The organism is Micromonospora sp. NPDC047548, from assembly GCF_040642975.1.
In the GTDB taxonomy this organism is placed as follows: domain Bacteria; phylum Actinomycetota; class Actinomycetes; order Mycobacteriales; family Micromonosporaceae; genus Micromonospora.
Genome location: NZ_JBEYTI010000013.1, coordinates 20,660 through 39,964 on the forward strand (window position 1 = coordinate 20,660; position 19,305 = coordinate 39,964).

General features: G+C 71.3%; 16 protein-coding genes. 10 read left to right on the plus strand and 6 right to left on the minus strand.

From position 1 onward, the window contains the following. Positions 1-114: 114 nt before the first annotated feature. Together ABZ807_RS15895 and ABZ807_RS15900 are read right to left on the minus strand one after the other, a co-directional pair. The gene (locus ABZ807_RS15895; RefSeq protein ID WP_357157909.1) at positions 115-864 is read right to left on the minus strand and encodes a hypothetical protein; all 750 of its coding nucleotides are present in this window, start codon (positions 862-864) and stop codon (positions 115-117) included. Next, the gene (locus ABZ807_RS15900; protein WP_357157460.1) at positions 861-2,471 is read right to left on the minus strand and encodes a PspC domain-containing protein; all 1,611 of its coding nucleotides are present in this window, start codon (positions 2,469-2,471) and stop codon (positions 861-863) included. The genes ABZ807_RS15895 and ABZ807_RS15900 overlap by 4 nt, the downstream gene beginning before the upstream one ends. 191 nt (positions 2,472-2,662) lie before the next feature. Between ABZ807_RS15900 and ABZ807_RS15905 the strand changes: the two genes are divergently transcribed. Both ABZ807_RS15905 and ABZ807_RS15910 read left to right on the plus strand, forming a co-directional pair. After that, positions 2,663-3,913 carry a PspC domain-containing protein gene (locus ABZ807_RS15905; protein ID WP_357157868.1) on the plus strand — a complete coding sequence of 417 codons (1,251 nt, stop codon included), beginning with the start codon at positions 2,663-2,665 and terminating at the stop codon, positions 3,911-3,913. Between the two features lie 2 nt (positions 3,914-3,915). Continuing rightward, positions 3,916-4,602 carry a response regulator transcription factor gene (locus tag ABZ807_RS15910; protein ID WP_357157871.1) on the plus strand — a complete coding sequence of 229 codons (687 nt, stop codon included), beginning with the start codon at positions 3,916-3,918 and terminating at the stop codon, positions 4,600-4,602. 58 nt (positions 4,603-4,660) lie between these two features. Here the strand turns inward: ABZ807_RS15910 and ABZ807_RS15915 are convergent, their stop codons facing one another. Beyond that, the gene (locus ABZ807_RS15915; protein ID WP_357157463.1) at positions 4,661-5,395 is read right to left on the minus strand and encodes a PIG-L deacetylase family protein; all 735 of its coding nucleotides are present in this window, start codon (positions 5,393-5,395) and stop codon (positions 4,661-4,663) included. Between the two features lie 430 nt (positions 5,396-5,825). On the opposite strand from ABZ807_RS15915, the gene ABZ807_RS15920 reads away from it, so the two are divergent. The 5 genes from ABZ807_RS15920 to ABZ807_RS15940 all read left to right on the plus strand — a co-directional run bounded on the left by ABZ807_RS15920 (position 5,826) and on the right by ABZ807_RS15940 (position 11,564). Continuing rightward, positions 5,826-7,466, plus strand: a complete 1,641-nt coding sequence (locus ABZ807_RS15920; RefSeq protein ID WP_357157466.1) for an ABC transporter substrate-binding protein — start codon at positions 5,826-5,828, stop codon at positions 7,464-7,466. 143 nt (positions 7,467-7,609) lie between these two features. After that, on the plus strand, positions 7,610-8,536 hold the full coding sequence (locus ABZ807_RS15925; protein ID WP_357157469.1) for an ABC transporter permease: 927 nt from the start codon (positions 7,610-7,612) through the stop codon (positions 8,534-8,536). Next, on the plus strand, positions 8,529-9,503 hold the full coding sequence (locus ABZ807_RS15930) for an ABC transporter permease (protein ID WP_357157472.1): 975 nt from the start codon (positions 8,529-8,531) through the stop codon (positions 9,501-9,503). The genes ABZ807_RS15925 and ABZ807_RS15930 overlap by 8 nt, the downstream gene beginning before the upstream one ends. Before the next feature lie 26 nt (positions 9,504-9,529). Then, positions 9,530-10,558: an ABC transporter ATP-binding protein gene (locus ABZ807_RS15935; protein ID WP_357157874.1), complete on the plus strand. Its 1,029-nt coding sequence runs from the start codon at positions 9,530-9,532 to the stop codon at positions 10,556-10,558. After that, positions 10,551-11,564 carry a dipeptide ABC transporter ATP-binding protein gene (locus ABZ807_RS15940; protein WP_357157476.1) on the plus strand — a complete coding sequence of 338 codons (1,014 nt, stop codon included), beginning with the start codon at positions 10,551-10,553 and terminating at the stop codon, positions 11,562-11,564. Before ABZ807_RS15935 ends, ABZ807_RS15940 begins: the two co-directional genes overlap by 8 nt. A gap of 161 nt (positions 11,565-11,725) precedes the next feature. Here the strand turns inward: ABZ807_RS15940 and ABZ807_RS15945 are convergent, their stop codons facing one another. Beyond that, on the minus strand, positions 11,726-12,070 hold the full coding sequence (locus ABZ807_RS15945; protein WP_357157479.1) for a chorismate mutase: 345 nt from the start codon (positions 12,068-12,070) through the stop codon (positions 11,726-11,728). 385 nt (positions 12,071-12,455) lie between these two features. Here ABZ807_RS15945 and pcrA point away from each other — a divergent pair, with 385 nt between their 5' ends. After that, positions 12,456-14,861: a DNA helicase PcrA gene (gene pcrA, locus ABZ807_RS15950; protein ID WP_357157482.1), complete on the plus strand. Its 2,406-nt coding sequence runs from the start codon at positions 12,456-12,458 to the stop codon at positions 14,859-14,861. A 67-nt stretch (positions 14,862-14,928) separates the two neighbouring features. Here pcrA and ABZ807_RS15955 read toward each other — a convergent pair whose 3' ends face one another. Next, positions 14,929-15,732 (minus strand): M23 family metallopeptidase, encoded by an 804-nt coding sequence (locus ABZ807_RS15955; protein WP_357157485.1) that lies wholly within the window; start codon positions 15,730-15,732, stop codon positions 14,929-14,931. Positions 15,733-15,992: 260 nt separating this feature from the next. Further along, positions 15,993-16,709, minus strand: a complete 717-nt coding sequence (locus ABZ807_RS15960; protein WP_357157488.1) for a M23 family metallopeptidase — start codon at positions 16,707-16,709, stop codon at positions 15,993-15,995. 387 nt (positions 16,710-17,096) lie between these two features. On the opposite strand from ABZ807_RS15960, the gene ABZ807_RS15965 reads away from it, so the two are divergent. Continuing rightward, on the plus strand, positions 17,097-17,501 hold the full coding sequence (locus ABZ807_RS15965; RefSeq protein ID WP_357157492.1) for a cobalamin B12-binding domain-containing protein: 405 nt from the start codon (positions 17,097-17,099) through the stop codon (positions 17,499-17,501). 625 nt (positions 17,502-18,126) lie between these two features. After that, positions 18,127-19,305, plus strand: a complete 1,179-nt coding sequence (gene sucC / locus ABZ807_RS15970) for an ADP-forming succinate--CoA ligase subunit beta (protein WP_357157495.1) — start codon at positions 18,127-18,129, stop codon at positions 19,303-19,305.

Genomic DNA, 19,305 nt, shown 5'->3' on the forward strand with positions numbered 1-19,305 from the left:
CGGTGACCGGACGGCTCGGCCGTGGGCGAGGCCTGGCGGCACGGGCCGGCCGGCGGAGGCGGGATCTCCACCGGCCAGCATACGAGTCCGTGGACGGCGACCGCACCGCCGCGGTCAGTCGGGCGACCGCCGTTCCCCGGCGGGCGGGCCGGTGACCGGGGCGGCGGGCGACGGCTGGGCCGACCCGTCCGGCGCGTCGGCCGGCCGGTCCTCGACCGCCTCGGCGGGTCGGTCGCTGATCGCCGCCGTGGGCCACTCGTCCGCCACGCCGGCCGGGCCGATCGCCCGGGTCTGCGACCCGGTAAAGCGGTCGCTGGTGCCGTCCCGGCCCCACACCGGGGCCGTGGCGTCGTCCGGACCGGCGAGCCGGACCTCCGCGGTCTCCTGTCCGGCGAGCCGGACCTCCGCGGTCTCCTGCTCGACGGCCGGGGCGTCGGTCGCCTCCGGGCCGGTAAGCGTGGCCTCCTCGTCCTGCGGGGCGGTGTACCGGACCTCGGGCGTCTCCCGCTCGGCGAACGGGACCCCGGCCGTCTCCCGGTGCCCGAACGGGGCGTCACCCGGCCCGGGGAACCCGTCGGCGGCGGTGCCCACCGGGCCACCGGGCGGGCCCGGCCAGCTGGCGGCGGAGCGGTCGGGCTCGGTCTGCTCCGACCCGGCGGCCGCCGGCTTCTTTCGGTCGTGCCGGCCCGACCGCAGCGCGCCGATCAGGCCGAGCAGCCCTGTGACCAGCAGTGCGCCGGCCAGGAACCAGCCCACCGGGGGCAGAGCGAGCCCGAGGATCTGGGCGAGCAGCCACCAGACGGAGAGCCCGAGGAAGAGCAGCCCGAAGGCGAGCGAGACGAGATCCGTGCGGTGCACCCTCACCGGGTCACCTCCAGGTTGCCGGCGTTGACGTGGACGTTGAGGCGCAGCGTGCCGCCGCCGGGCCCGTCCAGGCCGAGGTCGGTGGTTTCCTGGGAACGGCCGTCCAGCCCGCCCGAGCGCCGGCCGAAGACCGTGGCGTCCCCGGCGTTGACGTCGGTCACGGTGGTCACGTCCACGTTCGGCGGCACCACGATGGTCGCCTTGCCGAAGTTGACCACGACGGTGATCTCGGTGGTCCGCTTGTCGAGGTTGAGCCTGCGCAGGTCCAGCGTGGCGTCGCCCAAGCTGTTCTCGTACCGGGTGGCCAGGCCGTGGAGGTCGGTGGGGGTCCAGGTGACGTTCCCGTCCACGCCGCGGATCCGGTCGTAGGACTCGGTCACGGTGGCCACGCCCAGCGCGGCCGCGGTCACCAGCCCCAGCGCGATCAGCCAGCGGGCCCGGCCGAACCAGGTGCCCACCAGCAGCCCGAGACCGATGGTGGCCAGCGCCGCCGCGAAGTAGGCCGCGGCGCCGACCGGGAAGATGTCCAGGAGGTCCAGGATGGCCACCACGCCCAGGGCGAGGAAGATCAGCGAGAAGGTGACCGCGCCCAGCGCCGACCGCTCGCGCGGCCGCTTCGGCGGCTTCACCCGCGGCGGGGGCGGCGGCGGCAGGGGTGGCCCGGCGTACGGGCCGCGTGGCGCGAACGGCGGGCGGTAGCCGCCGGCCGGCAGGGCCGCCCCCACCGGGGGCACCGGAACCGGTGCGGTCGGCTCGGCGGCCGGTGACCCGGACGGCCAGGCGGCCGGCGCGGGCTCCGCGGTCCCCGGCGTGGCCGGCCAGGCCGCGGTCTCCGCGCCCCGCTCGGCGCCGGGTGGCGCGGGCGACCAGGCGGACAGCTCGGCGGCGCGCTCCGCCGGCACGGTCACCGGCAGCGGCGCTGCCGGCGCGAGTGGGCCGGTCGGGACCGGCTGCCCCGGGGTGAAGAGGCCCGGCGCGGGGTAGCTGACCGGCGGCACCGGGCCGGGTGGCGCGGTGGCCGGGGCCGGTGGGCCGGCGGGGACGCCGGCGGGCGGGGTGCGGCCGTCCCGGTTGAGCAGCAGCGCGCCGCCGATGAGGGCCGCCGCGCCGAGCAGCACGGCCCGGAACGAGTCGGTGACGATGTAGCCGAAGATCACCGCGACCAGGATGCTCAACACGATGACGGTGACCGGCGACATGCTGGACCGGCCCCGGCCGAGCATCGACTCCACCGGGGAGGCGCTGTCGCCCTCGCCGGGGATGACCAGCAGGGCCGCGACGTAGAGCAGGATGCCGACGCCGCCGAAGAAGCCGAGCACAGCGAGGACCACCCGCCAGAGCACCGGGTCGGTGTTGGTGGCCCGGCCGATCGCCGCGCAGACGCCAGCCAGGTAGCGGCCCTCACGCGGCCGGACCAGCCCGTACCGCGAGGTGAAGCCGGCGCCGCCGGAGGGCGGCGGAGCGTACCCCCCGGGTGGTGGCGGCGTGTGGTCGCCGCCGTGGTTCGACGCCCACGGGCCCGGCGCGCCCGGGCCTGCGGTGGTGGGCTGCGGACTCTCCGGCTCGGTCGCCCACGGGCGGGGCGGCGGGGCAGCTTCCTCGGTCATGCTCCGATCCTGCTGTGCCGGACGCCTGAGCGTCCTCCGGACCCGACCCTGACCCCACCCTGAGATCCCGGGGGCGCGAATGTCCGGGGCGTCCCCGTGGCCGGTGGGCGTCGCCCCGTGTGACGATCGGAGCCGCAGCCGGAACCGTCCGGCGTCCCGCGCCGCACCGGCCCTGACCAGGGGAGCCTCAGATCAGCACCGCGACGACCCAGCCGCCCCGCCTCTACCGGGCACCCGAGCACCGGCTGGCCGCCGGCGTGGCCGCCGGTATCGCCGACCACCTCGGCATCCCGGTGCTGCGGGTACGGGTCGCCTTCATGGTCCTGCTCGGCCTCAGCGGCCTGGGGCTGCTGCTCTACGCCGCCTTCTGGGCGGTGGTCCCGCTGCGCCCCGGCGACACCACCGCCCCGCCCCGGCGGGACCTCTCCCAACTGCTGCCGTTCGTGCTGATCGGGCTCGGCGTGCTGTTGGTTCAGGTGATGGTCTTCGACTCGGTGGGCGCGACGGGCACCGCCGGCTGGCTGGTTGCGATCATCGCGGTGGGCGCCGGCGTGATCTGGCACCAGTCCGCGCCGGAACGCCGCCGCCAGTGGGGCGAGTCGATGCCGGTGCCCTGGCTCGGCGCGGTGGTCGAGGAGAGCGACCGGCGGGCCTTCGTGCTCCGCTTCGTCGGCGGCGGGGTGCTGGTCGCGGTCGGCATCATCGGCGTGGCGGCGGTCTACTCCCCGGCGCAGAACTTCGACGCGGTGGTCAACGGCGTGATCTTCGCGCTGGTCGGGCTGGCCGGCGTCGGCGTGGTGACGGCCCCGGTGCTGTGGCGGACGTACAACCAGCTCCGCTCGGAGCGGGAGGGGCGCATACGCGAGCAGGAGCGCGCCGAGCTGGCCGCCATGGTCCACGACCAGGTGCTGCACACCCTCGCCCTGATCCAGCGCAACGCCACCGACGTCAAGGCGGTGCAGCGGCTGGCCCGGGGCCAGGAGCGCTCCCTGCGTAACTGGCTCTACAAGCCCACCGGCTCGCCCACCGAACGCTTCGCCGCCGCGCTGGAGCAGGCCGCCGCCGAGGTGGAGGACACCTTCGCGATCACCGTCGAAACGGTGGTGGTGGGCGACCGGGAGACCGACGAGCGGGTCGGCGCGCTGGTCGCCGCGGCCCGGGAAGCGCTGGTCAACGCGGCCCGGCACGCCGGGGTGCAGACCGTGTCCCTCTACGCCGAGGTCGAGCCGGAGCAGGTGAGTGCCTTCGTGCGGGATCGGGGTAAGGGCTTCGACCCGGATACGGTGGAGGATCACCGGCACGGCGTACGAGGATCGATCGTCGGGCGGATGAAGCGGCACGGCGGCCGGGCGGAGATCCGGTCCGGGCCGGGAGAGGGAACCGAGGTCCGGTTGATCCTGCCGATCACCGGTAACGGCTCCACGGCGGAGAGGGACAGATGACCATGGCGGAGCAGTCGATGGAACCGGCCGAGGGCGCGGATGCCCGGGTGGAGCGGCTCCGGGTCTTCCTCGTCGACGACCACGCCATGTTCCGGGCGGGCGTACGGGCCGAGCTGGGCGCGCACGTCGAGGTGGTCGGGGAGGCGAGCACGGTGGCCGAGGCGGTCACCCGGATCGCCGCGGCCCAGCCCGACGTGGTGCTGCTCGACGTGCACATGCCCGACGGGGGCGGCCGGGCGGTGCTGGACGCGATGCGGCGTACCCACCCGCAGGTCAGGTTCCTGGCGCTGAGCGTGTCGGACGCCGCCGAGGACGTGATCGGGCTGATCCGGGCCGGCGCCCGGGGCTACGTCACCAAGACCATCTCGCCGGAGGAGCTGACCGCCGCGATCCGCCGGGTGGCCGACGGCGACGCCGTGTTCAGCCCCCGGTTGGCCGGGTTCGTGCTGGACGCCTTCGCGGCCCGGCCGGACGCTCCGGTCGCCGATCCCGAGCTGGACCAGCTCACCAACCGGGAGCGGGAGGTGCTGCGCCTGCTCGCCCGGGGGTACGCGTACAAGGAGATCGCCAAGGAGCTGTTCATCTCGATAAAGACGGTCGAGACGCACGTGTCCAACGTGCTGCGCAAGCTCCAGATGTCCAACCGGTACGAGCTGTCCCGCTGGGCGGCGGATCGCCGGCTGGTCTGAAGGGCGGCAGATTCGGGGGACCGGCGGGCCGCTGGCTCGATCCGCGCGCCGGCGGGTGCTACTCGGTGCGTAGCACGGTGAACGCCTCGGCCAGCCGGCCCGACGGCAGCCCGGCGTTGTCGGCGACCGTGGTGAGCCGGTCGCGTACCCAGGTCTCCACGTCCAGGCGACCGGTCTGCGAGGAGTGCGCCCGCATCGCGGCGATCTTGCGATCGACGTGGTCGGTGACGTCGACGGCGTGGTCCGGGGCGGGGCCGCCCGCGTACCAGATCTCCCGGACCACCCACGGCTCGAGGCCCTCGGCGAGCAGTTCGGGGTGGGCGAAGGGGTTGCGGGAGTCCGGGTAGACGGCGCAGGTGGTGGCCTCGCCCACGGCGAGGTGGTCGGGGTGGCTCGGCCCGGAGAGATGCTCCCACCGGCGCAGCGGCGAGTTGGTCAGCACCCGGTCGGGGCGGAATCGCCGGATGGCCGCGGTGACGTCCCGGCGCAGGTCGAGCGTCGGCGCGACGGTGCCGTCGGCGTACCCGTCGAGGAAGTCGACCCGGGTCACCCCGACGGCGGCCGCCGCGGCACGCTGCTCGGCCTCGCGTACCAGGGGCATCCGGTGGCGCGCGGTGTCGTCGAAGCCGCCGGCGTCGCCGCGGGTGACGATCAGGTATGCGACCTCCACACCCTCCTCCACCCAGCCTGCTATCGTGCCCGCGCAGCCGAAGTCGACATCATCCGGATGGGCGAAAACGGCCAGCGCCCGGTGGACGTCGGAGAGCGCTGGAGCGGAGGCGGGGAAGCTCACAAGTCCTCAGCCTACGGGTGGCGCGGCGATGCGATGCCTTGATGTCTTACCTGGTCAGAGCGGTACGACCAGGGCACTTCATGATCTTCTCTCAGGTATCGGCAACGTGGCGGGCAACTAACGGCTTGATAACGGCACCTTCACGTAATGGGCCGGTGGGTGTCACAGTGGCAGCACCTCACCCCTGGCGTGAGGCACCCCGTACGTCCCGTTGACCATGGCACCGCCCTCCAACGCGGTTCGTGGCCGTCGAGCCTGCGCGGTGTCGAGCGCGAGAGGTGCGGTGGCCCGGCGGATCGGTCCCCCTGGGGTGTCCCGATTTCTCTGCGGTAGTACCGGCGACCTGCGCCACGGGGTCACTGGCGGCGTCACCCCCCATGCGTGCGTGAAACCCACGACGAACCAGGTTAGAAAGAGGAGGCCCCTCGGAATGAGAGTCTCGAAGCGGGCGAGCGGCGCCATCGCCGTGGGCGCGGCGTTCGCGCTCATCGCGTCCGGCTGCTCCACCAACGACGACGACGGCAGCGGCGCCGTCAAGAGCGCTGACGGCAGCATCGTCGTCGACGGCACGGAGCCGGAGAACCCCCTGGTTCCGGCGAACACCACCGAGACCGGTGGCGGCCAGATCATCGACTGGATGTTCACCGGCCTGGTCGAGTACCCGAACAACGGTGGCGCGCCGCAGAACGCGCTGGCCGAGTCGATCGAGACGGCCGACTCCAAGCTCTACAAGATCAAGATCAAGCAGAACACGAAGTTCCACGACGGCACCGTCGTCAAGGCCAAGAACTTCGTGGACGCCTGGAACTGGGGTGCCTACTCGCCGAACGGCGCGCAGAACTCCAGCTTCTTCGCCGACATCGCCGGCTTCGAGGACGTCAACACCTCCGACCCGGACGGCGAGGGCCCGAAGAAGGCCCCGGAGCCGGCCAAGAAGGAGATGACCGGCCTGAAGGTGGTCGACGACTGGAACTTCGAGGTCACGCTCGCCGCGCCGACCGCCGTGTTCCCGACCAAGCTCGGCTACAGCACCTTCATGCCGCTGCCGGACGCCTTCTTCGCCGGCAAGGCGGAGGACTTCGGCAAGAAGCCGATCGGTAACGGCCCGGTCAAGTTCGTGTCCTGGGAGAACAACGTCGCGATCAAGCTGACGCGGTTCGACGACTACTCCCTGCGCGACCAGATGAAGATCAAGGACGTCACCGTCAAGATCTACCAGGACGACACGGGGGCCTACAGCGACCTGGTCTCCGGCAACCTGGACTTCATGCAGCAGGTCCCGGTCTCCTCGCTCGCGGGTGACAACTGGAAGAACGACCTGGGCGACCGGGCCATCTCCTCCACCACCCCGGTGACCGGCATCATCGCCTTCCCGATCTACGACGCCCGCTTCAAGAACGCGGACCTGCGTAGGGCGATCTCGATGTCGATCGACCGCCAGCAGATCAGCGACAAGATCTTCTTCGGCAACCGCAAGCCGGCCGACAGCTGGGCCAACCCGCTGACCCCGGGCGCCAAGGCGGGCAACTGCACCGCTTGCACGTATAACCTGGAGCAGGCCAAGGCGCTGTACGCCAAGTCCGGCGGCTTCAAGGGCCAGATGAAGATGTACTACAACGCCGACGCCAGCCACAAGGAGTGGATGGAGGCCGTCGCGCAGCAGGTCAAGACCAACCTGGGCATCGAGGCCGTCGCCGTCGGCGTGCCGACCTTCGCGGTCTTCCGCCAGAACATCAACGCCCACAAGATGGACGGCGCCTACCGCGCCGGCTGGCAGCAGGACTACCCGGACGTCGAGAACTGGATCAACCCGCTCTACGTGACCGGCGGTTCCTCGAACGACGGTCTGTACAGCAACCCCGAGGTCGACGCCCTGGCCAAGCAGGCCGCCGCCGCCCCGAGCCTCGAGGCCTCGCACGAGCTGTACGCGAAGGCGGTCGAGAAGATCGACGCCGACGTCCCGACGATGCCGATCTACTTCGGTGGCCAGCAGTCCGGCCACTCGCAGAAGATCAAGAAGATGGAGCTGAATAACGTCGGCGAGCTCGACATCACCTCGGTCGAGCTCTGATCCGAACGGTCTGACCCCGGGTCGGGCTCGCCTACCGGTGAGCCCGACCTTGGGCCGTTCCGCGAGGGGGTGTACAACATTCCCTCGCAACGTTGTCACCACGTGTCGGCCGCCGACGCGCCCCCTGTCTGGAGGACCACCCCATGGGCCGTTATCTGTTGAGACGGCTGCTCCAACTCGTCCCGGTGTTCATCGGTACGACGTTAATGATCTACGCGCTCGTCTGGGCGGTACCCGGTGATCCGTTCGCCGGCAAGTGCGGTGATCGGGGCTGCCCGGATAACTACGTCGCCATGATGACTGAGAAATACCATCTCAACGAGCCGTTTTTCGTGCAGTACGCCATCTACATGAACGACCTCTTCCACGGGGACTTCGGCTCGACCTGGTCCGGGCGCTCGGTCAACGACATCATCGCGACGTCGTACCCCAACACTCTGAAGCTGGCCGCGGTCGCCCTGCTCATCGAGGCGGTCATCGGTCTCACCGCCGGTGTGCTGAGCGGTCTCCGGCGTAACGGCTTCCTGGACAACCTGGTCCTGGTCTCGACGCTCTTCCTCATCGCGCTGCCGGTCTTCGTCGTCGGCTTCGTGCTCCAGTGGCTCTTCGGCGTCCAGTGGGAGATCGTCCACCCGACGGTGTCGCCCGAGATGCGCTTCACCGAACTGATCCTCCCAGGCTTCGTGCTCGGCAGCGCGTCGATGGCGTACATCGCCCGGGTGGCGCGCACCAGCATCGCGGAGAACCGCCGCGCCGACTACGTGCGGACCGCCATCGCCAAGGGTCTGCCCATGCGCCGGGTGGTCGGCGTCCACCTGCTGCGCAACTCCCTGATCCCGGTGGTGACGCTGCTCGGCACCGACCTCGGCGCCCTGATGGGTGGCGCGATCATCACCGAGGGCATCTTCAGCATCAACGGGATCGGCCGCCAGGTCCTCCGGGCGATCGTCACCAAGGAGAGCGCTACGGTTGTCTCCATCGTGGTGGTACTGGTGCTCGTCTATCTCCTGATGAACCTGCTGGTGGACCTGCTCTACGCCGCCCTGGACCCGAGGATTCGCTATGAGTGACCCGAGCGCCGCTTCCATCGTCAGTACCCCTCGACACGAGCAGCCGACCCAGATGGTGCCGGCGACCCCGGGCCAGCCGGAGAACGCCCGCAACGAGAAGCCCCGCGGCCTGCTCGGCGACGCCTGGCAGGACCTGCGGCGCAAGCCGCTGTTCTGGGTCTCCGCCACCTTGATCGTGCTCTTCGTGCTGATGTCGGTCTTCCCGTCGCTGTTCACCTCGGGCGATCCCGAGAACGGCGTGCTGGCCCGCAGCCGGGTGGAGCCCTCGGGCGACGCCTGGTTCGGCTACGACGTGCAGGGCCGGGACGTCTTCGCCCGGACGATCTACGGCGCCAACGCGTCGATCGTGGTGTCGCTGCTCTCGGTGATGGGCACCATGCTGATCGGCGGGACCATGGGCATCATCGCCGGCTACCGGGGCGGCTGGGTTGACGCCGTGCTCTCCCGGGTCGCCGACATCTTCTTCGGCCTGCCGTTCGTGCTCGGCGCCATCGTCATCCTGACCACCTTCAACGGTGCCGGCACCGACAACAGCGAATGGCAGATCAAGGGCCTGGTCATCGGGTCCCTCGTCCTGCTGGGCTGGCCGGTGGTCATGCGGCTGATGCGCTCCTCGGTGCTGGCCACCAAGGAGGCCGACTACATCGTCGCCGCGCGGGCCATGGGCGCCAGCACCGGCCGGATCATCCTCAAGCACCTGCTGCCGAACTGCCTGGCGCCGCTGCTCGTGTACGGGACGATCATGGTCGGCTCGTTCATCGGCGCCGAGGCCACGCTCTCCTTCCTGGGTATCGGCCTGAAGCACCCGGTGGTCTCCTGGGGAATCATGATCAACGAAGCGCAGCAGTACCTGCGGCCGTCGCCGTACCTGCTCTTCTTCCCCTCCGCGTTCCTCGTCACCGCCGTGCTGAGCTTCGTCATGCTCGGTGAGGTTGTCCGCGAGGCCCTCGACCCGAAACTCCGCTAGGGGAGACTGAGTTGTCTCACATTCTCGTGTCCGAGCAGACCGCGCCGGGCGCCGACGGATCCGGCCGCCCCTCCGGCCGCCTGCTCGAGGTCGACGACCTGCGGGTGGAGTTCCGCACCCGGGACGGCGTCGCCAAGGTCATCAACGGAGTCACCTACCACGTCGACGCGGGGGAGACCCTCGCCGTGCTCGGCGAGTCCGGCTCCGGCAAGAGCGTCACAGCGCAGACCATCATGGGCATCCTGGACATGCCGCCCGGCTACGTCACCGGCGGTCAGGTCCGCTTCCACGGCAGGGACATGCTCAAGATGTCCGCCGAGGCGCGCCGCCGCATCCGCGGCGAGGGCATCGCGATGATCTTCCAGGACTCGCTCTCCGCGCTGAACCCCGTCTTCACCGTCGGGTTCCAGATCGCCGAGCAGTTCCGCATCCGTCGCGGCCTGAGCCGCGCGGACGCCAAGAAGCGCGCGATCGAGATGCTCGACCAGGTCAAGATCCCGAATGCCAAGGGCCGGTTCAGCAACTACCCGCACCAGTTCTCCGGCGGTATGCGGCAGCGCGCGATGATCGCGATGTCGCTGGCGCTCGACCCGGAGGTGCTGATCGCGGACGAGCCGACCACCGCGCTGGACGTGACCGTGCAGGCCCAGATCATGGACCTGCTTGGCGAGCTCCAGCGGGAGCGGCGGATGGGCATGATCCTGATCACCCACGACCTCGGCGTGGTCGCCGACGTCGCGGACCGGATCGCGGTCATGTACGCCGGCCGGATCGTCGAGGAAGCCGACGTGTACGACCTGTACGCCAAGCCGGGGCACCCGTACACCCTGGGTCTGCTCGACTCGATCCCCCGACTGGACGAGAAGGGCCAGCAGCTCCGGACGATCAAGGGCCTTCCGCCGAACCTGATGAACATCCCGCCGGGCTGCCCGTTCAACCCGCGCTGCCCCATGGCGCAGCCGGTGTGCCGCGAGAAGCTCCCCCCGTTGCTGCAGATCGGCGCCGGTCGGGCCAGCGCCTGCCACTTCGCCGAGGAGCTGGTGAACCGTGTCTGAGAACATCCTCGAGGTACGCGACCTGGTCAAGCACTACCCCGTGACCCGGGGGATCGTGTTCAAGAAGACCATCGGTCACGTCAAGGCCGTCGACGGCGTCTCCTTCGACCTGCGGGCCGGCGAGACGCTGGGCGTGGTCGGCGAGTCCGGCTGTGGCAAGTCGACGCTGAGCCGGGTGCTGATGAACCTGGAGAAGCCGACCGCCGGCAGCGTGTTCTACAAGGGTCAGGACATCTCCAAGCTGTCCGGCGGCGCGCTGCGTCGGCTGCGCCGGCAGATCCAGCTGGTCATGCAGGACCCGTACACCTCGCTGAACCCGCGGATGACGGTCGGTGACCTGGTCGGCGAGCCGTTCGAGATCCACTCGGAGGTGGCGCCGAAGGGCAGCCGCCGGGGCAAGGTCAAGGAACTGCTCGACCTGGTCGGCCTCAACCCGGAGCACATCAACCGGTATCCGCACCAGTTCTCCGGCGGCCAGCGGCAGCGCATCGGCATCGCCCGGGCGCTCGCCCTGCGGCCGGAGATCATCATCTGCGACGAGCCCGTCTCGGCCCTGGACGTCTCGATCCAGGCGCAGGTGATGAACCTGCTGGAGAAGCTCCAGAACGAGTTCGGCCTGTCGTACGTCTTCATCGCCCACGACCTGTCGGTCGTGCGTCACCTCTCCGACCGGGTTGCGGTGATGTACCTGGGCAAGATGGTGGAGGTCGGCACCGAGGACGAGATCTACGAGCGGCCGACCCACCCGTACACCCAGGCGCTGCTCTCGGCGGTGCCGGTGCCGGACCCCACGCTGCGGGACAACAAGGCGATCATCCGGCTCACCGGTGACGTCCCGTCCCCGGTGAAGCCCCCCTCGGGCTGCCGGTTCCGCACCCGGTGCTGGAAGGCGCAGGCCATCTGCGCCGAGCAGCCGCCGCTGCTGCAGATCCGGCGGGGCTCGGACCACCCGAGCGCCTGCCACTTCGCGGAGAAGCGGGAGATCGTCGCCACCCACGAGGTGTGACCGGTCCGAACCGCCTGCCGGCGTCCGCGTGACGCCGGCAGGCGGTTCGTCGTATCCGGGCCCGACCCGGTCCGGGCCGTGCGCCGGTCAGGGCTTCGAGGGGGTACGCCGCACGACGGCAGGCCGGGCGTCCCGCCCGGCTCCCGGGCCGACCGCACCCGTCACAGCGGCCCGCGGCCGGCGCGGAGCAGGAGCAGGGCCAGCTGGGTGCCGTCCGCGCCGAGCGCCTGCCGGAACCGCTCCAGGATCTCCCGCTCCCGGGACAGCACCAGCCGGGTGCCGCCCGAGGCCATCCGGGTGGCGCCGACCTGCTGGGAGAGCTCGGCCCGCTCCTGCCAGAGCCCGATCAGCGTCCGGTCGATCTCGTCGATGCGCTCCCGGATGGCCGCGATCCGGGCCGCCGCCGCCGGCTCGTCGGTGCCGAACCCGGGTGCCGCGTTCCGGCCGGTCTGGCCCGCCTGCGGGCGCGCCGTGTTGCCGCTCTGTTCCGCCACGTCTGTCATCATCGGTCGTACCTCTCTGACGTCGTGCCCGGCGTCGGGATCCCGGAACGCAGAAAGCCCCGGGCTCCAGGAGCCCGGGGCTTTTCGTAGGTCTGGTTGATCAGGCGCGACCCACGGCTGCCGGACTCCCGGTGCCGTAGTAAAAGTAGAAGCGCTGACCGAACACGGAGTCGAGTATGCCGACCGCGGGGGCGGCCGCGCAAGGATTCCGCCAACAGATGGGAATGCCGCGCGGCCCCCGACGCCGGGGCCGTGCGACATCCCGTCGGCCGAGCCGGGTGATCCCGTCGGCCGGGCCCGGGCCGCCGGCGTGCCGGCGCCCAGGTACACCGCGCCGGGGCGTGCGCGGACGGGAAGTGTCCGGCCGGCAGCATAGACTTCCCGTGCGATGCATCCTCTCTTCGACATCCCCGCGTCCCCGCCCGCGCCCGAGCCTGCCCGCACCCTGCCGCGCCGGCCCGGGCCCACCGCCGTGCACCTCGATCCGCAGGCCCTGGTCGAGGGGCTGAACGGCCCCCAGCGGGACGCGGTGACCCACGCCGGCTCGCCGCTGCTGATCGTGGCCGGCGCCGGCTCCGGCAAGACCCGGGTGCTCACGCACCGGATCGCGTACCTGCTCGCCGCGCGGGACGTGCACCCCGGCGAGATCATCGCGATCACCTTCACCAACAAGGCAGCCGGCGAGATGAAGGAGCGGGTGGCCCACCTGGTCGGCCCGCGCGCCCGGCTGATGTGGGTGTCGACCTTCCACTCCGCCTGCGTGCGGATCCTGCGCGCCGAGCACGAGCACGCCGGGCTCAAGTCCACCTTCTCGATCTACGACGCCGACGACTCGCGCCGGCTGATGCAGCTGGTCACCCGCGAGCTCGACCTCGACCCGAAGCGCTACCCGGCGCGCGGGTTGGCCGCCCAGGTCTCCAACCTCAAGAACGAGCTGGTCGACCCGGAGGAGTTCGCCGCCCGGGCCAAGGGCCCCAACGAGCGGGCGCTCGCCGAGGCGTACACGCTCTACCAGCGCCGGCTGCGCGAGGCGCACGCGCTGGACTTCGACGACCTGATCATGACAACGGTGCACCTGCTCCAGTCGCACCCGCACGTCGCCGAGAGCTATCGCCGCCGGTTCCGGCACGTGCTGGTCGACGAGTACCAGGACACCAACCACGCGCAGTACGTGCTGATCAAGGAGCTGGTCTCCGGCACCGAGGGGATCGAGCCGGCCGAACTCTGCGTGGTGGGCGACGCCGACCAGTCGATCTACGCGTTCCGCGGCGCGACGATCCGCAACATCCTGGAGTTCGAGCGGGACTTCACCGACGCCCGGACGATCCTGCTGGAGCAGAACTACCGCTCCACTCAGACCATCCTCAACGCCGCCAACGCCGTGATCGACCGGAACACCTCCCGCAAGCCCAAGCGGCTGTGGAGCGACGCCGGGGCCGGCGAGCAGATCGTCGGCTACGTCGCTGACACCGAGCACGCCGAGGCGGACTGGGTGGGCCGGGAGATCGATCGGCTGGTCGACGCCGGCGACACCCGCCCCGGCGACGTCGCCGTCTTCTACCGCACCAACGCCCAGTCCCGGGTCTTCGAGGAGGTGTTCATCCGCGCCGGCCTGCCGTACAAGGTCGTCGGCGGGGTGCGCTTCTACGAGCGCAAGGAGGTCCGCGACGCGCTGGCCTACCTGCGCGCGGTGGTCAACGACGACGACACGGTCAGCCTGCGCCGGGTCCTCAACACCCCGCGCCGGGGCATCGGCGACCGGGCCGAGGCGTGCGTCGAGGCGCTCTCCAGCCGGGACCGGATCTCCTTCGGCGCGGCGCTGCGCCGGGCCAAGGACGCCCCGGGTATCTCCACCCGGGCCGCCAACGCCATCGCCGAGTTCGTCGCGCTGCTCGACGGCGCCCGTGAGCTGGCCGAGACCGGCACCCCGGAGGAGGTGCTGGAGGCGCTGCTCACCCGCTCGGGCTACCTCACCGAGCTGGAGGAGAGCCTCGACCCGCAGGACGCCGGCCGGGTGGACAACCTCCAGGAACTGGTCAGCGTCGCCCGGGAGTACACCGAGCGGATCGAGGCGCTGGGCGCCGACGGCGAGCGGGCCACCGTGGCCGGGTTCCTGGAGCAGGTGGCGCTGGTCGCCGACGCCGACCAGATCCCCTCCGACGACCCGGACCACCAGGGCGTGGTCACCCTGATGACGTTGCACACGGCCAAGGGCCTGGAGTTCCCGGTGGTCTTCCTGACCGGTCTGGAGGACGGCGTCTTCCCGCACCTGCGCTCGCTGGGCGACAGCCGGGAACTGGAGGAGGAGCGCCGGCTGGCGTACGTGGGCATCACCCGCGCCCGGCAGCGGCTCTACCTCTCCCGGGCGGTCACCCGCTCGGCCTGGGGGCAGCCGGCCTACAACCCGCCGTCGAGGTTCCTGGAGGAGCTGCCGCCGGAGCTGGTCCGCTGGGAGCGCACCGAGGGGTCGTACACCTCGTGGGCCGGCGGGGGCGGCGGCGTGGGCGGCCGCGCGGACCGCGTGGCCGGCGCGCGGGGCGGCTTCATCGGGGGTACGCCGAAGGCGGCGCAGCTGGCGAAGCGGCTCGGGGTGGACGGCAGTCGGCTGGCCACCGCCAGCGAGCTGCCGCAGGGGCCGAAGGTGGCGGCCGGGGACCGGGTCAACCACCAGCGCTACGGCCTCGGCCGGGTGCTCGCCGTGGAGGGGCACGGCCCGGGCGCCCGGGCGCAGATCGACTTCGGCGACCAGACGATGTGGCTGGTGCTCCGGCACGCGCCGATCGACAAGCTCTGAGCGACGGCGGGGCCCGGCCCGGCGAACCGCCGGACCGGGCTCTCGCGTGTCGTCGGCGGGAGTGGGCTCAGCAGGCGACGTCGATGCCCTTGGCGCGCAGGAACGGCGCCGGGTCGATCTGACTCCACATCTGACCCTGGTGCACCTCGAAGTGCAGGTGCGGACCGGTGGAGTCGCCGGTGGAGCCTTCGTAGCCGATCACCTCGCCGGCGCTGACCTTGTCGCCGGCGCTGACCTTGAGGCTGCTCTGGTGGGCGTAGTGCGTCAGGTAGCCGTTGCCGTGGTCGATGAAGACCGAGTTGCCGTACCCGTCGCCGGCGTCGCCGGCCTTGACCACGGTGCCTGCGGCGGCGGCGTGGATGGGCGTGCCGGCGGGCATCGCGAAGTCGATGCCGGCGTGCAGGGTGCCCCACCGCTGCCCGTAGCAGGAGGTGATCTCGGCGCCGGCCATCGGGATGACCCAGGACGGCTTCGGCTTCGTCGTCTTCTTGGGCGTGGGCTTCGGCGTCGCCTTCCGGGTCGGCGTGGCCGTCGGGCTGGCGGTCGGGCTGACTGTGGTCGGGCTGACCGTGGTCGGGCTGACCGTGGTCGGGCTCGGGGTGGCGGACGGGCTGGCCGGGGTCGCGGACTCGCGGGCGGAGCGGTCAGCCCGGTCGGCGGCCTCGGCCCGGGACTGGGCGTCCAGCGAGACGGCGGTGGGGGCGGGGGCGTCGTCCCGGCCGAACGCGACGGTGGAGACGCCGGCGAGGCCGAGGGCGACCAGCGCGACCGCGCCGACGACGAGGGCGCGCCCGCCGCGACGCTGCCGCAGCCGGTGCCGGCCGGGGGCGGCCACGGTCTTCTCGTTCTGGGTGGGGGTGTCTTCCTGCACGGCTGACCTTCACACTCAGGGGGCTGGGACCTGCCCATCCTGGGTGTCGACGGGGCCCGCGCCGGGTACCGGTACCGGGGCCGCCGGCCCGTCGCCGGGGCAACTGTCCGGCATTGGGCCGGGGTGACCGCTTCTGCCCGATACCTGATCTTGTTCCGCCGTGGTCTCGCTCACAGTCCTGGATGTGATCCAGCAGACTTGTGGCCACGAAAAACCGCCCGGATCGCGTGATCCGGGCGGTCAACGGGCGATACGGAGCGTCAGGAGCCAGCTACCTCGCTGTAATATGCCTCGACTTGGAGCTTGATGTCCACTCCGCGCTGCTGGAGCCAGGGCACCGGGTCCAGCGGCTCGCCCTTGACATGGATCTCCAGGTGCAGGTGGGAGCCGTACGAGTGGCCGGTGTTGCCGACCAGGCCGAGCTGGTCGCCCGCCTTGACCTGCTGCCCGTCCTGGACGTTCACCGAGGAGGAGTGGCCGTAGATGGCCTCGCTGCCGTCGGCGTGCTGCACGATCACGGCGTAGCCGTACCCGCCGAACCAGCCGGCCTTGGTGACGGTGCCCGAGTGGATCGCGACGTAGGGGGTGCCTTCGGCGGCGACCAGGTCGATGCCGGTGTGCAGCTTGCCCCAACGCATGCCGTAGGGGGAGTTGAAGTCGTAGCCCTGCAGGGGCAGCAGCCACGGGTCCTGCTCGCTGGAGTTGACCTCGGCGTCGCGGGTGTTGTCCCGGGAGGCACGGTCGGCGGAGTCGGCACGGGCCGCCGCGTCCTGGCTGGTGATCGAGGCTTGCTTGAGCTCGTCGAGGACCGACGGGCTCACGCTCTTGGCATCGGGGAGCGCGTTCGCGCCCAGCGCGACGATGCCGGCGCCGACGAATGCGGTCGTGACGACTGCCGCGTAGCGGCTACGTGGGGGGGTGGGTACGCGGCGGCGGCCGCGATATCTATCGGGCTCAGACGACAGGCGCTGGCGCACGCACACCCTCCGTTGTCGGGGATCCGATGCGACCTCCGGCCGTTCCTTGCAGCTCGGTCGAACGTCCGTTGGCCGCGTCGTCACCCGTCCGTGGACCTGATGACAACCGTGGACACGTTAGCCCTCCGCCGCGCCGGTCACAAGCGGAAGCGCCGAATTGGCGCGTCTTTCTGTCCCTTTCCGTCCATCATTGTCATAGCTCAGGACGCCGGACGGCCAGCCCCGCTACTGCCCGTTCGTCGCGCAGAGTGACCGTTCGGCGGAGGCGTCCGGCTTCCCGTCGGGGCGACCGGACGGTAGGGGTGCGGCCCGGATTTCCCGCCCCCGCCCGGGCGGGTTACCGTTCGTTCAGGTGATAGCCGCGGAGCCCGTGAAAGGTGTGCGCTGATGAGTTCTCGTATCCGGGTCGTCGTCGCGAAGCCGGGCCTCGACGGCCACGACCGCGGCGCCAAGGTCGTCGCGCGTGCCCTGCGCGACGCCGGCATGGAGGTCATCTACACCGGCCTGCACCAGACCCCGGAGCAGATCGTGGAGACCGCGATCCAGGAGGACGCCGACGCGGTCGGCCTCTCCGTGCTCTCCGGGGCGCACATGACGCTCTTCCGCCGGGTGCTGGAGCTGCTCGCCGAGCGGGACGCCCGCGACATCGTCGTCTTCGGCGGCGGCATCATCCCGGAGGCCGACATTCCCGAGCTGCAGCAGCTCGGCGTGGCGAAGATCTTCACCCCGGGCGCGACCACCCAGTCGATCGTCGGGTGGGTCCGGGAGAACGTCGCTCAGGCCGTCGCCTGACGGCAGCCGCAGCGCCGGGGTGACCGACTTCCCTGCGGGGCCTCCGCCCGGCGCCGTGACCGGCACCATGTCGCGAATGTGGCGGTATTCCGAGGACCCGGATCCCGCCAGGTCGCGTATTGCCGTGGATCATGGGGTCGGCGACGAGGGCCGGGTCGCCGGCGACGGGATCGCCGGGACGGCGGTGCGGGCCAGAGGTGCCGACGACGGCGGTGAGAGTCAGCCGGATCCGGGCACGGGGGAAGGGCCGGACGCACCCCTCACACGCCCGGCCCTTCTATGCACGATGCCCCGCCGCCACCCCTCGACCGACAGGGCATCGGCCGCTCCCGTCATCGCGCTGAATCAGCGCTCCGACATCAGACTCAACGACGCCTCCACCAGCGGGTTACGCGTCCCCGGGGACATCCTTGGCGGCGGCTGCCGGCCGCGCCCGCGTACCGGCGAGTCGTGGGCGACGCGCTGTGCATTACCGCACACCGCGCACCCGCTCGGTTGCCGCTGGTGCCCATCTCGCTAGGCTGCGGCCGACGGCCTGTTTCAACTGATGCCGGGCGTCAACGGAGTTTCCACAACGCTGGTGGCGGCGCGACGGCGCGCCGCGGAGACGGGACGGGACGCGCAAGTGGACCTGTACGAGTACCAGGGGCGGGACCTGTTCGAGCGGCACGGGCTGCCCGTGCTCGCCGGCGGCGTCGCCACTACCCCGGAGGAGGCCCGCGCGATCGCCGAACGCCTCGGCGGTCGGGTGGTCGTCAAGGCGCAGGTGAAGGTCGGCGGCCGAGGCAAGGCCGGCGGCGTCAAGCTGGCCGAGGGCGCGGAGGAGACGGTGGCCCGCGCCACCGACATCCTCGGCATGGACATCAAGGGTCACACCGTCCACAAGATCATGATCACGGTGACCGCGGACGTGGCCGAGGAGTACTACTTCTCGTACCTGCTCGACCGGGCGAACCGCACCTTCCTCTGCATCGCCAGCGTCGCCGGCGGCATGGACATCGAGCAGGTCGCCGCGGAGGCCCCCGACAAGGTGGTCAAGGCCCCGATCGACGCCGTCAAGGGCGTGGACGAGGCGAAGGCCCGCGAGATCGTCAGCGCCGCCGGCTTCCCGGCCGAGGTCGCCGACCAGGTCGTCGAGGTCGCGGTGGACCTGTGGAAGGCCTTCGTCGCCGAGGACGCCACGCTGGTCGAGGTGAACCCGCTGGCCAAGACGGGCGAGGGCAAGCTGCTGCTGCTCGACGCCAAGGTCACCCTGGACGAGAACGCCGGGTTCCGGCACCCGGACCACGAGGCCCTGGTCGACCAGGCCGCGGTGGACCCGCTGGAGCAGGCCGCCAAGGAGAAGGACCTCAACTACGTCAAGCTCGACGGCGAGGTCGGCATCATCGGCAACGGCGCGGGTCTGGTTATGTCCACGCTCGACGTGGTCGCGTACGCGGGCGAGCGGCACGGCAACGTCAAGCCGGCGAACTTCCTCGACATCGGCGGTGGCGCGAGCGCCGCGGTGATGGCCAACGGCCTGGAGATCGTGCTCTCCGACCCGTCGGTGAAGAGCATCTTCGTCAACGTCTTCGGCGGCATCACCGCCTGCGACGAGGTCGCCAACGGCATCGTGCAGGCGCTGGCCCTGCTTGAGCAGCGGGGCGAGAAGGTCACCAAGCCGCTGGTCGTCCGTCTCGACGGCAACAACGCGGAGGCCGGTCGGGCGATCCTCGACGGGGCCAACAACCCGCTCGTGCAGCGGGTCGACACCATGGACGGCGCGGCCGAGCGGGCCGCCGAGCTGGCAGCTGCGGGGGTCTGA